The organism is Dongia sp., assembly GCF_041906375.1.
Lineage (GTDB): Bacteria > Pseudomonadota > Alphaproteobacteria > Dongiales > Dongiaceae > Dongia.
In genome coordinates this window covers 1,405,857-1,419,546 of the sequence record NZ_JAYRJJ010000001.1, presented here as the reverse complement: position 1 = coordinate 1,419,546, position 13,690 = coordinate 1,405,857, and the positions used below count along the sequence as shown (strand labels likewise).

The 13,690-nt window shown below is 62.6% G+C and carries 12 protein-coding genes; 4 read left to right on the top strand and 8 right to left on the bottom strand.

The features are described from left to right. Position 1: 1 nt before the first annotated feature. Positions 2-859: a GFA family protein gene (locus ACE3OA_RS06585; RefSeq protein WP_374309141.1), complete on the bottom strand. Its 858-nt coding sequence runs from the start codon at positions 857-859 to the stop codon at positions 2-4. A gap of 147 nt (positions 860-1,006) precedes the next feature. Here ACE3OA_RS06585 and ACE3OA_RS06580 point away from each other — a divergent pair, with 147 nt between their 5' ends. Beyond that, complete coding sequence (locus ACE3OA_RS06580) at positions 1,007-1,975, top strand: fatty acid desaturase (protein WP_374309139.1); 969 nt, start codon at positions 1,007-1,009, stop codon at positions 1,973-1,975. A 31-nt stretch (positions 1,976-2,006) separates the two neighbouring features. Here the strand turns inward: ACE3OA_RS06580 and ACE3OA_RS06575 are convergent, their stop codons facing one another. The 7 genes from ACE3OA_RS06575 to ACE3OA_RS06545 all read right to left on the bottom strand — a co-directional run bounded on the left by ACE3OA_RS06575 (position 2,007) and on the right by ACE3OA_RS06545 (position 10,432). Then, a complete protein-coding gene (locus ACE3OA_RS06575) occupies positions 2,007-4,187 on the bottom strand; it encodes a molybdopterin cofactor-binding domain-containing protein (RefSeq protein WP_374309137.1) in 2,181 nt (726 codons plus the stop codon). Positions 4,188-4,199: 12 nt separating this feature from the next. Beyond that, on the bottom strand, positions 4,200-4,655 hold the full coding sequence (locus ACE3OA_RS06570) for a (2Fe-2S)-binding protein (protein ID WP_374309135.1): 456 nt from the start codon (positions 4,653-4,655) through the stop codon (positions 4,200-4,202). A gap of 37 nt (positions 4,656-4,692) precedes the next feature. Beyond that, entirely contained in the window at positions 4,693-5,292 is a 600-nt protein-coding gene (locus ACE3OA_RS06565) for a hypothetical protein (protein ID WP_374309133.1), read from the bottom strand. A 148-nt stretch (positions 5,293-5,440) separates the two neighbouring features. Then, positions 5,441-6,520 (bottom strand): aldo/keto reductase, encoded by a 1,080-nt coding sequence (locus ACE3OA_RS06560; protein ID WP_374309131.1) that lies wholly within the window; start codon positions 6,518-6,520, stop codon positions 5,441-5,443. Positions 6,521-6,641: 121 nt separating this feature from the next. After that, positions 6,642-8,180: a trimethylamine methyltransferase family protein gene (locus tag ACE3OA_RS06555; protein WP_374309129.1), complete on the bottom strand. Its 1,539-nt coding sequence runs from the start codon at positions 8,178-8,180 to the stop codon at positions 6,642-6,644. A 269-nt stretch (positions 8,181-8,449) separates the two neighbouring features. Beyond that, entirely contained in the window at positions 8,450-9,391 is a 942-nt protein-coding gene (locus tag ACE3OA_RS06550; protein ID WP_374309127.1) for a hypothetical protein, read from the bottom strand. A gap of 363 nt (positions 9,392-9,754) precedes the next feature. Continuing rightward, positions 9,755-10,432 carry a ferredoxin gene (locus ACE3OA_RS06545; RefSeq protein ID WP_374309125.1) on the bottom strand — a complete coding sequence of 226 codons (678 nt, stop codon included), beginning with the start codon at positions 10,430-10,432 and terminating at the stop codon, positions 9,755-9,757. A 78-nt stretch (positions 10,433-10,510) separates the two neighbouring features. On the opposite strand from ACE3OA_RS06545, the gene ACE3OA_RS06540 reads away from it, so the two are divergent. The 3 genes from ACE3OA_RS06540 to ACE3OA_RS06530 all read left to right on the top strand — a co-directional run bounded on the left by ACE3OA_RS06540 (position 10,511) and on the right by ACE3OA_RS06530 (position 13,690). Beyond that, on the top strand, positions 10,511-11,083 hold the full coding sequence (locus ACE3OA_RS06540; protein WP_374309123.1) for an HD domain-containing protein: 573 nt from the start codon (positions 10,511-10,513) through the stop codon (positions 11,081-11,083). Between the two features lie 215 nt (positions 11,084-11,298). Further along, complete coding sequence (locus tag ACE3OA_RS06535) at positions 11,299-11,604, top strand: hypothetical protein (protein ID WP_374309121.1); 306 nt, start codon at positions 11,299-11,301, stop codon at positions 11,602-11,604. Positions 11,605-11,779: 175 nt separating this feature from the next. Further along, positions 11,780-13,690: an MASE3 domain-containing protein gene (locus ACE3OA_RS06530; RefSeq protein WP_374309119.1), complete on the top strand. Its 1,911-nt coding sequence runs from the start codon at positions 11,780-11,782 to the stop codon at positions 13,688-13,690.

Sequence of the window (13,690 nt, the reverse complement as noted above, 5' to 3'; positions counted from 1 at the left end):
GCTAGAACGGCAGCGAATTGCCGCCGGTCCCGGGAAATTGCGGCAGCTTGTCGGGGATGTCGTAGTAATCGCCCTTATCGGCGACGAAGATATGGTGGCGCTGGCGCGGTTCGATCGGCATATCGAAGGCACCGGCAGCGATGGAAACCGCGTCGGCCCCGGTGCGTTCCCAGAACAGCGACGACCCGCAGCGATCGCAGAATCCGCGCCGGGCCTCGGTCGACGATTTGTACCAGGCCAGATGCTCGCCCCCCTTGAGCGTGATATCCGCCCATTTCGCCTTGGTATAGGCCGGGGCATGGCCATGCCAGCGGCGGCACTGGCCGCAATGGCAGACGCTGATGTCGCGCATCTTGCCGGTGACGGTGAAGTCGACGGCGCCGCACAGGCAATGGCCGTGATGCCGGGGCGCATTGGCAGAATCCGCCACCGGCGCCGCTGGCGCGATCGGCGCCGCATTCGCGGAGGAATGGGCGTATTGGGGCAAACGGTCGGCGATATCGTAGTAATCGCCCTTGAAGGCCACCCAGATATGTTTGCTGACCTTGATGCCGGTCGGTCCGTCCAGGCTGCCCATGGTTATGTCGAGATCGGTGCCGCCCACTTTGCGCCAGAACAGCTTCGATCCACAGGTGCCGCAGAAACCGCGCTCGGCCCCGTCGCTGGACCCATACCATTTCAGATGTTCGGTGCCGCTCAGCGTCACCCGGTTGAGCGGCGCCGAGGTATAGACCCCGAGGGCCCCGTGGCTGCGCCGGCACATGGCGCAATGGCAGGCGGCCGGCGTCGCGAGCGCGCCCGCGATCTCAAAGCTTACGGCGCCGCACAGGCAGCTTCCCCGGTGAATTTCCAGCGACATTAACCATCCTCCCGCACCCGGGCGAGCATAGCTGCGCCGGCAGGCCCAACCAAGCGCCTACGCATGCCGGCATAAGTATTTCTTCATTGCTGGTGTTATACAATTTGGTTACGAATAACCCTAGTAACCGAACGCCCATTGAGGCACATGTCCGCGCAATTTGAGACCCCAGGAGCAACGATCGCCGCGCCCTGGCGGGAAAACAAAGGCGAGATTGGCCGCCACGCCTATGAGGCCGATATCCCGACTTTGCTGCTGGCAGCTGGGATATACGCCGCCTTTTTCCTCACCACATGGTTCTATCATGCCCTGCCCTGGTGGGCGGTGCTGCCGCTGGGCGCCTCGATTGTCTGCCTGCATGGGTCGCTGCAGCATGAGGCGGTGCACGGCTATCCCTTCAAGTCGCGCCGGTTGACCCGCTGGATCACGGGGTGGTCCCTCTGGCTATGGATCCCCTACGACGTCTATGTGAAGACCCATACCAGGCATCACATCGACCAGGATCTCACCGATCCCTTCCTCGACCCGGAATCGAACTATCTGACTGAGGAGCAATGGGCGCAAATGTCGGGCCTGCACCGTGCGGTGCGGCAGGCGATGCGGACCCTGGCCGGGCGCATGCTGCTCGGCCCCGGCTATTACACCGTGGCCTCAATCCGCGAAGCGGCGCGGGATCTCACCTCGGGCGATCGCTACCGCATCGTGCCCTGGGTCTGGCACGTCTTCACGGTGGCCATCATCCTCACTTGGGTGATCGGCGTGTGCCATATTCCGCTCTGGGCCTATGTCCTCTTCTTCGCCTATCCGGGCACGTCGATGGCGCTGGTGCGCTCCTACGCCGAGCATCGTGCCGCCCCTGACGAGAAGACCCGCTCGATCATCTGCGAGGCCGGGGCCTTCTGGGGCTTCATGTTCCTCTACAACAATCTCCACGCCCTGCACCACGCCGAGCCGGCCCTGGCCTGGTACAAGCGCCCAGGCCGGTACCGGCAATTGAAAGCGCGGCTGCTGTCCGAGAATGGCGGCTACTTCATGCCGGGTTATGGAGCGATTGCCCGGGCCTATCTGTTCCGGCCCAAGGAACCGATCTTCCACCCGTTCAAAAAGGCCAGCTAATCGATTAGCTAATCGATTAGCTGGCTCCCTTTTACGCCGAAATAGGCCCGTCGAAGGGCAGCGAGCGCAGGCGCTTGCCGGTGGCGGCGAAGATCGCATTGCCGATCGACGGCGCCAGGGGCGGCAGGCCGGGTTCGCCGATGCCGGTCGGCGCCTCGGCCGATTTCACCAGATGCACCTCGACCGCCGGCATCTCCTTGATCCGGGTTGGTTCGTAATCGTCGAAATTGCTCTGCTCGACGACACCCTCCTTGAAGGTGACCCGGTTGCGCAGCACTGCCGACAGGGCAAAGCCGATGGCGCCTTCGACCTGGGCCGCAATCACGTCGGGGTTGATGGCGATACCGCAATCGACTGCGGCGGTGATCCTCTCCACCTTCAACCCATCACCGCCCACCGTGACCACGGCCACCATGGCGACATAGCTGCCGAAGGAATGGTGGAAGGCGATCCCCTGCCCGCTCCCCTTCGGCATCTGCTTGCCCCATTGGCCTTTTTCGGCAGCGAGTTTGAGGACGCCGGCTTCGCGGGAACCTTCCTTGAGATACGCCAAGCGGAAGGCGAGCGGGTCCTGGCCGGCCTTGTGCGCCAGCTCGTCCATGGTCGTTTCCATGACATGGGCCGTATGGCTGTGCCCGACCGAGCGCCACCACAGGACCGGGACCGGCGTCTTGGCGTTGTGCACATCCACCGCGAAATTCTCGATCGTATAGGGCGTGTCGGAAACACCCTCGACCGTGGTGGCGTCGACGCCGTCCTTGACCATCATGCCCTCGAACGGCGTACCGGCCAGGATCGATTTGGCGACGATGGCATGCTGCCAGCCGGCGATGCGGCCATCCCGCAGGCCGGCCTTGACCCGGTGCAGGGCCATCGGCCGATAGAAGCCCCCTTTGATGTCATCCTCACGGGACCACAGCAGGTGCACCGGCGCCTTGCCGCCGATGGCCTTGGCGATCTGTGCTGCCTCGACCGCCCAATCCGCCGCCGCATTGGCGCGCCTGCCGAAACTGCCGCCACCCAGCAGCGTGTGGATCCTGATCTTGTCCGGCGTCGTGCCCAGCACCTGGGCGACGCTGTAATCGTCGATGCTCTGGAACTGGCTGCCGCCCCAGATCTCGGCGCCGTCGGCGGTGAGCTCGATGACGCAGTTCATCGGCTCCATCGGCGCATGGGCGAGGAAGGGGAAGAGGAATTCCGCCTCATGGCTGTCGGCACCGCTGAGCCCCGCCACCGCATCGCCCCGGCGGGCGGCGGCGAGGCCCGGCTTGGCCGCCAGATCGCGATATTCGGCCACGATGGCGTCAGTCGAACGCTTCTCCGCCTGATCGAGATTCCAGGTGATCTTAAGCGCCTCCCGCCCGCGCATGGCGGCCCATGTATCCTTGGCGAGGACAGCGACGCCGCTCGGCACCTGTACCACCTCGACCACACCGGGCATCTTGCGCGTTTCGGCATCGTCGAAGGAGGCAACCGTGCCGCCGAATTGCGGTGGCCGCGCCACCATGGCGGTGAGCATGCCGGGCCGGCGGAAATCGATGGCGAAGGTCGCCGTGCCGGTGGTCTTGCTCTTGGAATCGAGGCGCGGCAGGCGCGCCCCGATATATTTCCAGTCTTTGGGATCCTTGAGAGCAACCTCAGTCGGGACCGGCTCCTGCATGGCGGCGTCGACCAGTTCACCCAAGCGCGCCGATTTGCCGGAGGCATGGGAGAGCAAGCCGTCCGAGATGGTGATCTCGGCCGCCGGAACATTCCATTTCCTGGCAGCAGCCGCCACGAACATGGCGCGCGCCGCGGCGCCGACCTGGCGCATCTGGGTCCAGGAATTGGCCATCGAGGTGCTGCCGCCAGTGCCGATATAGGAACCGAAAAACAGGTTGTTGAAAACCTTCGGATCGTTCGGCGCGTGGTCGAAGCCGACCTTCGACCAATCGGCGTCGAGCTCCTCGGCAACCAGTGTCGCAAGCCCGGTGCTGACGCCCTGCCCCATTTCAAGATGCTTCAACAGGACGGTGACGGTGTCGTCGCTGCTGATGCGCAGGAAGAGGTTCGGGTCGAACACGGCTTTCGGCGCCGCGGCCTCCCCCTCGGCCGCCGCAAAACGCCCGAACGGCACGAAACTGCCGAGGACGAAGGTACCGGCGGTAGCGACAGCGCCTTTAAGGAAGCTGCGGCGCGATGACGGCATATCGGCTTGACGTAAATTCATCATGGTGGACCTCCGTTAAGCCAAGGATTTCGCAGCTTCGTGGATGGCCTGGCGAATACGGACATAGGTGCCGCAGCGACAGATATTGCCTTCCATGCTGGCATTGATGTCGTCATCAGTCGGCGCCTGATTGACGCTGAGCAGATTGATGGCCGACATGATCTGGCCCGACTGGCAGTAACCGCATTGCACCACGTCGAGCTTCTGCCAGGCGGCCTGGACGGCAGCCGCGACCTTACCGGACAGGCCTTCGATCGTGACAATGTCACGCCCGGCAAGATCGCCGACCATGGTTGTGCAGGAACGGTACGCCTCGCCATCGACATGGACCGTGCAGGCGCCGCATTGCGCGGCGCCACAGCCGAACTTGGTGCCGGTCAATTCGAGGCGGTCACGGATCACCCATAGCAAGGGCATTTCCGGATCGACGTCGAGATCGTGAGTCTTGCCGTTGATCGTCAGTGTAATCATGAGACTCTCCCTTTGCGCTCGATCGCTTGGCTGTAAATCATTGCGGGCATTTGCTGCCACCGGCGAGCCATGTCTTCACGTGGTCGGCAAGCTCGGCGCGCGGCATCGCGATGGGTGTGCGACCCGCGCCGGGGTTCCAACCCCAGCCGACCAACTCGTCCTCGGCAAAATGCGCGACCATCTGTTCGGCATTGCGATTGCCGTTCCGCGCCGGGTCGCGCAGCTGGCGGCAGATCTCGCCGGATGAAAGACCCTGCCAGTTCTGCTCCAGCGGCGCCAAGGACCAGCCCGGCGCGCCGGGGACACCCGAGGTCGGATTGTTGCCGGACTGGCTGTGGCAGGTGGTGCAACGCATGCCGGTCACACCCATATTGTCCTCGCCCCGCACGACCAACGGCACATGCAGGCGCGCCATGTCGCCCTGGCGCGGCGATTGCACCTGATGGCAATTCAGGCACCTGGGATTTTCAAGAACGGTGACGATCTTGTCCCATGCGGCAAGACTCTGGGCAGACGTCGGCTGGGTGTCGCCATAACTGGTATTGAAATTGGCCTGCCAGATGAACAGGGCCATACCCATGATGATCGCGAGGGGAAAGAAGACGAGGTATCGAAAGGGGTATTGCGCAGAGCGCATCGACATCTCCCAAAACGGCAACTGGCTGAGGCTCCAAGTGCAACACAATTCCGCCCGGACATGAATGCCCGTTCGTGTCAGTTGGTTGCACAAAACTACAAACGGTGAAGCCCCCTCACCCCACCTTTGCAGGGTGAGGGGTTTACAGTCAGTGGCGATCGGCATCGCCTTCCGGCGCCAAGGGCCATGGCTCCAAGGTGACACCGTTGACCGTGTTGCCGCCTTGCGCGGCCTGGACGACATATTCCAGGAAACGGGCTGGGAAGTTGAGCGTGGGTTCGCTCAAGCTATTCAGCTTCTGCACCAGCTCGACCGGCAATTTGACGTCGAGAGCGCCGAGATTGTCGTCAAGCTGCGCCATGGTGCGCGCGCCTACGATCGGCGACGAGACGCCGGGACGCCCGAGCAGCCACGCAAGGGCCACGCGCGAGACACTGGTGCCGAGCGATTGTGCACCGTCAGCCAGCGCGTCGACGATATCGTAGGTCCGCTCGGTCAGAGCCGTCGTTACCCGCGTGCCGCGTCCGGGCTCGGCATTGCCGCCACGGCGGTATTTGCCGCTGAGAGCGCCGCCCTTGAGCGGCGACCAGGGCGTGATACCCAGACCCATCTCGCGCGCCATCGGCACCAGATCGCCTTCGACCGAACGCTCCAGCAGGGAATATTCGATCTGCAGGGCGACGAGTGGCGCCCAGCCACGGAAGCGTGCGATGGTCTGCGCCTCGGCGCATTTCCAGGCCGGGGTGTCGGAGAAGCCGATATAGCGTACCTTGCCACTCTCCACGAGATCGTCGAGGGCGCGCATGGTTTCCTCGATCGGGGTCAGCGGATCCCAGGCATGCATCCAGTAAAGGTCGATGTAATCGGTCTGCAGGCGGCGCAGCGAGTTTTCGCAGGCGGCGATGATGCTCTTGCGGTTGGCGCCGCCGCCATTGGGGTCGCCGCGATAGAGATTACCGAAAAATTTCGTCGCGATGACGGCCTTGGCGCGCTTGGCGGCATGTCTCCCCAGATGGTCGCCGATGATCTTTTCGGAATGGCCCTTGGTATAGACATTGGCCGTATCAATGAAATTGCCGCCGCGGTCGAGATAGGCGTCGAGGACTTTGGTCGATTCCTCGACCGGCGATCCCCAACCCCAATCTTCACCAAACGTCATGGTGCCGAGGCAAAAGGGCGATACGCGCAAGCCGGAACGGCCGAGCGTCACGTAATGATCAAGCGGCATGGTGCATCCTTCAAAGATGAGATGGAAGGTGCACGCATATGATCACAAGGACGCCCCGAGCTTTAATACCTGTTCCTGGCTGATGCTTGCATGATCCTGCTGAATTGCGGCCGACGCGCCGTCAGATTTGCTTCACGCCGCCTTCGGCCTTGCGGCGGGCGATGAAATCCTTCATGGCATCGTCGATGGCGGGGTCGATGGCCGGCTGTTCGTATTCGGCGAGCGCCTGCTTCCAAAGCGTGTTGGCGCGTTGGGCAGCATCCTGGGCGCCGGCAAGGCGCCAGGTTTCAAAATTGCGCCAGTCAGAGACGAGCGGCGAATAGAAGGCCGTCTCGTAACGCGCCAAGGTATGCGCCGCGCCGAAGAAATGGCCGCCGGGGCCGACTTCCTTCATCGCCTCGAAGCCGAGTGCATCTTCGGAGACGTCGAGCGGCAGCAGGAACTCGCTCATCGACTGGATCATTTCGGCATCGATGATCATTTTCTCGAACGACGCGACGAGGCCGCCTTCCATCCAGCCGGCACCATGCAGGATGAGATTGGCGTGCCCCATGACGGCACCCCAGAGCGACATTTCCGATTCATAGGCCGCCTGGGCATCCACCGCGTTGGAAGCGCAGGCGTTGCTTGAGCGATAAGGGAAGCCGTACTTGCGCGCGAGTTGGCCCCCAGCCATGGCGGCGCGCGTGTATTCCGGCGTGCCGAAAGCCGGGGCACCGGTCTTCATGTCGACATTCGAGGTGAAGCCGCCATAGACGCAGGGGACACCCGGATTGACCATCTGCGTGAAGGCAAGACCCGCCAGCGCCTCGGCATTGGCCTGCGCGAGCGCGCCGGCGATGGTGGCGGGCGCCATGGCGCCGGAGAGGGTGAAGGGCGTCAAGACGATAGGCTGCCCCGCCTTCGCCATCGCCTGCAGGCCCTGCAGCATCGGCGTGTCCAGGCGCAAGGGCGAGTTGCTGTTGATGATCGAAAAGACGCTCGGTTCCTTGGTCAGCTGCTCCTTGGAAATGCCGCGCGCCATCGCCATCAACTCGATGGCGTCTTCGATGCGCTCATTGCCCAGCGAGTAAGGATGCCAGACCTTGTCGGTCAATGTCGCCGCCATATAGAGCGCGTCAAGATGGCGGGTGCTCGGCGGCAGATCGGCGGGCTCGACCGGATAGCCGCCGAGGAACTGCACGGAATTCAGCGACTGCGCCAGGCGCACGAGGTTGCAGTAATCCTCGAAATTGCCGGGGCGGCGGCCCTTGTCGAGATCGGAGACATTGGGCGCCGAAGCGACCGAGCCGAAATTGATGTGGTTGGCGCCGAAGGTCAGATTGTGCGCCGGGTTGCGGGCATGCAGCGTGAAGGTCTTCGGCACCGTCTTGATCTTTTCCATGATCAAGGCCGGATCGAAGCGCACGCGCTGGGTGCCCGGCACGATCTCGGCGCCATTCTCCTTGAGAATGCGCAGCGCGTTCTCTTCGAGGAATTCGATACCGAGTTCAGAAAGGATGCGCAGCGAGGTCCGGTGAATCGCCTCGATCTGGTCGTCGCTCAGGACCCGGACGGGATCGTAATTGTTGCGGTGGTTGCGCCAGGGCAGCTGCTTCAGTCCCCGCGCCGATCTGGTATTGCGGCGACCGCGCGCTTCCCGCGCTGCTTCCCGTGACATGTTGGGCCTCGTTCAGGTGTTAACTTCTGACCCAAGCTAGCAAAGATAGGCGCATTCCGGTGTGTTGAAAGTCTCATAGGGCGCATTCCGGCTTATCATCGGGGGCGCACAATGGAAAACGGCGCCCCTGGGGCGCCGTTCTAAGTGAGCAGTTGCAGCAGTGGATGCCCGGGTCAAGCCCGGGCATGACGATTTGAGCGCATGACGGTATTCCGTTCCCCGTCATCCCCGGGCGAAGACCCGGGGATCCACTCTTGCCGATCGCTCCCTCAGTTCGCGGCGGCCACTTCCGGGGCGCCGACGCCTTCCTTGAGGTTGACCTTCTTGCTGGTCGTTTCGCCGGCCGTGATCACGATCTGCTCGCTGCCCCACATCTTGTTGCCGAGGCGAGCCACCGCGATGTAGCGGCCTTCGCGCAGCATGACGGTCGGGTCCGGCTTCTCGCTGCTGGTGACCAGCTCATAGACGCCGGGCGCATTCGGGCGCAGGCGCAGGATCTGCCAGTTGAGTGCCTCGGCCGTCGTCTTCTGCTTCTTCGGCTTGAGGGCCGTGAGCTTCACATAACCGGCATAGAGGTTGAGCGTGTATTTCAGCGACTGGCCGGGTTCGATCGGAATGACAAGGTCCGCCTTGGTCCCCTTGTAATGGGCGCGCACGACATAGGAACCGCCGGGCAGGCTGAACTGGCCGGTGGCCGATTTCTGCTCGGCTACCTTCTCGCCGGAATCGGTGCCGCCTTTTTCATAGGTATAGACTTCCCAAAGCACCGCTTCCTTGAGCGGGCTCTTGCCCTTGCTGAGCTTCATATTGATGGAAAGCTGAGCGGGCGGTCCTGCTTCGGGCTTCTTCGCAGCGGTCTTCTTGGTGGGATCGCCGAGAACCAGTGAGCGGGTCGTGGCCGACTTGCCGACGATGATCGCCTGGCTGCTCTCGACCTTGCCGAGCTTGGCCGTCACCAGATACTGACCGGGTTCGAGCTGCGCCATCAGGCGCGGGCCGTTGCCGGCAATCGTCGCCTTGGCGTCCGGCTTGCCGGTATCCTTGTTCACCTTGACGACCGACCAGGCGATCGGCCCCTTCACTTCCGGACCACCGGCGCTTTCGATCGCCAGCAAGGTCACGTCGGCGGCTTTCGCCGCGGTGAAGGAAACACCTAGAACGACGGCGAGACTGGCACAGAAAGCTGCCAGCGAAAGAATGAGTGAGCGCAAAGCCCGCCCTCCAGCTGTTGGAGCAATTTTTGGAGAAATAGTAGATACCCCATCGACTCCCACAGGGACAAGCGTCATGGACGGAAGCGGGGTGCCGGCTCCCGACTTGTCACAAGCCCTTGCAGAGGCCTGCTTTTTCTCCACCCGGGGATTGCGGGCCGAATGGCTTATCCGCCAAAGGTGCCGCCGGCCAGGAGGCTTGCCAGAAGGGCACCGCCTACCATCAGAAAGGCCGCCAGGGCCAAGGTTCCAAATGCTTTAATTCCAGCGAGGTGTTTCATTCTTCTAATCTTCGGAAAAGGCGTCGTTTTTGGTGAGCCGGTCAGTCGTTTCCAGCCGTGTTAAGGTTCAAGCGGGTAAGGATCAGCGGCGCTTTGCCAGGAAGGCCTCCATGTGGAACGCCATCTGTGGCGGCGAATAAGAATATTCTCTGCCGACAGGGCAGGCCCGCCGCGCCAGGCAACCGCGATCCCGGCATTCAGCGCCGGCCGACCCGTCGACATGACGGGCGCAGGTGAGATCATCGAGGCCGTTTGGCCCGAAAGCGCCGACTGGGCAGGATGTGAGGCAAGGCTGTGCAGCACATGTTGTGCACGGGCTCGGGAGCGCTGCACGCGGCGGCAGGTCGACGGCCTCGGCAAAGAGGAAGGCCGCCCGATAGGCGTGCCACAGGCCGTAGGTCGGGTGGATGAAGATACGCAACGGCGAGACATGCACGGCTTCCGCCCGCGCGGCCCAACGCTGGAACGGGTGGTAAGGCGGTCCGGAAAACGGATACAGCGCGCTGGCCCGGAAATGCTCGGCGATCGGGTCCAGCACATCCTGCGTCCACCGGTCCATCGGATCCGCAGAGTAGGCGGCAGCAGCACCGGATTCGGCGAAGGCCGGCCACATGGCGCCACCGATATTGCCGACGAGCAGAACCGCGCGCGGCGGGCGGCCGCTGGCCAAAAGCGGCACGCCATCGTCGCTTTCGGGCACAAAGCCGCCGCGCAGCGCCATTCCTTTGGCGGCTAAGGCATCTTTGAGCGCGGCGAGCATGGGCAGTCCTGGACCGGGAAGTTCCTTGCTCCTAAACTGCACGCGATTTTGTCAAAATGATGTCGAGGAAGCGCCGCCATGGACTCTGAATCCGTCAACTTCATCCGCATGGAAGACGGCACTTTCGAGGAATACCAGCTCCTCGACACGATCTATCAGAAGCTGAACCACGGCCTTGCCGAGAATGTCCTGGCGAACCTCAAAAAACTTGAGGGCGACAAAATGGGCTACAAGATCGACCGCTATCAGCACTCATTGCAGTCGGCCACCCGGGCCATGCGCGATGGTGCCGACGAGGAACTGGTGGTCTGCGCCCTCCTCCACGACATCGGCGACCTGCTGGCGCCGGAGAACCATTCCGAACTCGCCGCCGCCATCCTGCGCCCCTATGTGTCGGAGGAGAATTACTGGCTGGTGAAACATCACGGCATCTTCCAGGGCTATTACTTCTTCCACCATATCGGCCTCGACCGCTATGAACGCGAACGCTATCGCGGCCACCCGATGTTCGAGAAGACCGCCCTCTTCTGCCAGAACTACGACCAGAACAGTTTCGACCCCGAATACGACACCGCACCGATCGAGGTGTTCGAACCCATGGTCCAGCGCCTCTTCGCCAAGCCGCCCTTCGGCCGAGTCCGGGCGGACTGAAGCGAAACTTGCCGCCTCGGAGACGATCCGGTTACGCCCAGCGGCTGTGCCGGACGTCACATTTTTCTATTTTTTAATTACATAACAATAGTTTAACTGCAATACCGGCTGTGCCCCCCGTCACAGACGCCGGATGGCAATGCGGATACCTTCTCAGCATCGATCGAGGCGCAAACAGACCGCGCCGCAAGTCGACGGCATCAAGAGGTTTCACCATGTTCCGCATCATGAGCATCGCCACGCTGGTTTTGATCGCGCTGTGCTTCTTCATCGGCGCCGGCTTCGCCTTCGCCGACGAGGGCCCGGTGATGACCGACCGGGAAGCCGCACCGATCAATGACGCCTCGCGTCCGGTCGAGACGCTCTATGAGGAAAATCTGGCGCAGAATGACCGCCAGGGCGACGTCTATGATTTCAGCGATTATTTCGCCCAGCCGGGTACTGCGAGCAGCACGCCGACGGTCGATTCTGAAGAGATCGAGGAACCCGACCTCCACAGCTTTGAGAAGATGGATTGCTAGGGGCTAGGGATTCGGGCCGACTGACTAAGAATTTGTTTACAATCCACATGGCCTAATCGCATCAATTCCTTGGAGTCGATGCGGATATGTTTCCTACTTCGGTCCCGGACGGGCCAGACGCTATCTGGGGTCGCTGCGCCCCGCGCCTTGAAGCCGTCACGGCCACCTGCCGCCGATGAGCATTCCCATTCCGACCAGCAATCGGCAGGCCCTGCTGGTGGCGGGCGCCACGTTACTGGTGTTGCCGCTGCTCCTGCTGCTCTTCCCCAGTCTCCAATTCCTGCACCAGCAGGACAATTACCTGCCGCTGCATACCTTCCTGGAGTTCTTCGCGATCGCCGTCGCCATTCTGGTGACCGGGATCGGCTGGAATGCGACGCATGGCGATCATTCCGGCCATATGACGGTGCTGGGTGCCGGCTTCCTGGCGGTAGCGCTGCTCGATATCGGGCATACGCTCTCCTTCGCGGGCATGCCGGACTTTGTGAGCCCGTCAGGCGTCGAGAAAGCAATCTGGTTCTGGGTGATGGCACGCATCGCCGGCGCGGTGACGTTGCTGACGGTTGCCGTTGCCCCGGCGATCTGGCACGTCACCGCCCGCTTGCGATTATGCGCGACCCTGGCTTCGATCTGCTTCACGGCACTTGCCTATTATCTCATCCTCTTTCATCAGGAATCGCTGCCGCACACCTTCATCCCGGGCCAGGGGCTGACCGGGCTGAAGATCGCGATGGAGTACCTGGTCTGCGGCCTGTTCGTGACCGGCGCCCTGCTGGTATGGCTGCGTCCGATCAGCGGTTCGGCCTTTCGCGGCCCGGTGCTGCTCGCCGCCCTGCTGATCATGGTCGCCAGCGAAGCGGCCTTTACTCTCTACGCCGCGGCGCATGACGCCTTCAATCTGCTGGGACATCTCTACAAGGTCGCCGCCACCTATCTGGTCTATCGCGCAGTCTTCGTCGGCGCGGTCACGGCGCCCTATGTCAGCCTGCATCGGTCCGAGGAGAAATACCGGGAGATCCTTGAGCAGGCCGCCGACGGCATCATCCGGGTCAATTCCCACGGACGCATCATCGACGCCAATCATCGCGCCGAGATGATGACCGGCGTGACGCACAATGCCCTGCTCGGCCGCCGGATCGACACGCTGATCGCAAACTGGCTGCCGTCGCCGCAGCCCGGCGATGAACAGGGCGATACCATCTTGTGGGAAAGCGAGATGAACGCCGCTTCCGGCACCACTCTGCCTGTCGAAATCAACGCGCGTCGGCTGAAAACCGGTGAAATCCAGGCGATCATCCGCGACATCACCCAGCGCCATGCCGATGCGGCGCAGTTGCGGGCCGCGATCGAACACGCCGAGCAGGCCAGCCGCGCCAAGAGCCAGTTTCTCGCCAATATGAGCCATGAACTGAGGACGCCGCTCAATGCCATCCTGGGGTTTTCCGAGGTTCTGCAGAGCCAGATGTATGGACCGCTCGGCAATTCACACTATCTGGACTATGCCAATGACATCCATAAGAGCGGCAAGCATCTCTACAGCATCATTGCGGACCTGCTCGACATCGCGCGCATCGAAAGCGGCCATGTGAAACTGAACGAGGTGGAGATTGACGTCGCCACCGTCATCGGCGATTGCCTGCGGCTGGTGGAGCCGACGGCGCAGCATGTGAGACTGTCGGCAACGACCTCGCTCGGGGCGCTCACGATCCGCGCCGACGAGCGCTCGATCCGCCAGATCCTGATTAATCTGTTGTCCAACGCGATCAAGTTCACGCCCGAAGGCGGCACGATCGAGGTATCCAGCCAGGTGACGCCGGTCGGCGAAGTGGCGATCGAGGTGCGCGACAGCGGTATCGGCATCGCCGCTGCCGATCTACCGCGGATTACCGGCGCCTTCGTGCAGGTCGAAACCGCCTATTCGCGCAAGCACCAAGGCGTCGGCCTCGGCCTTGCCATCGCCAAGGCACTCACCGAATTGCATGGTGGCCGGCTGCAGATCGACAGCGAGCCCGGCAAGGGCACCAAAGTATCGGTCATTCTGCCGGGCTGGCGCATCGCGGCGCCATCCCTCGCCGCCTTGGGTTGA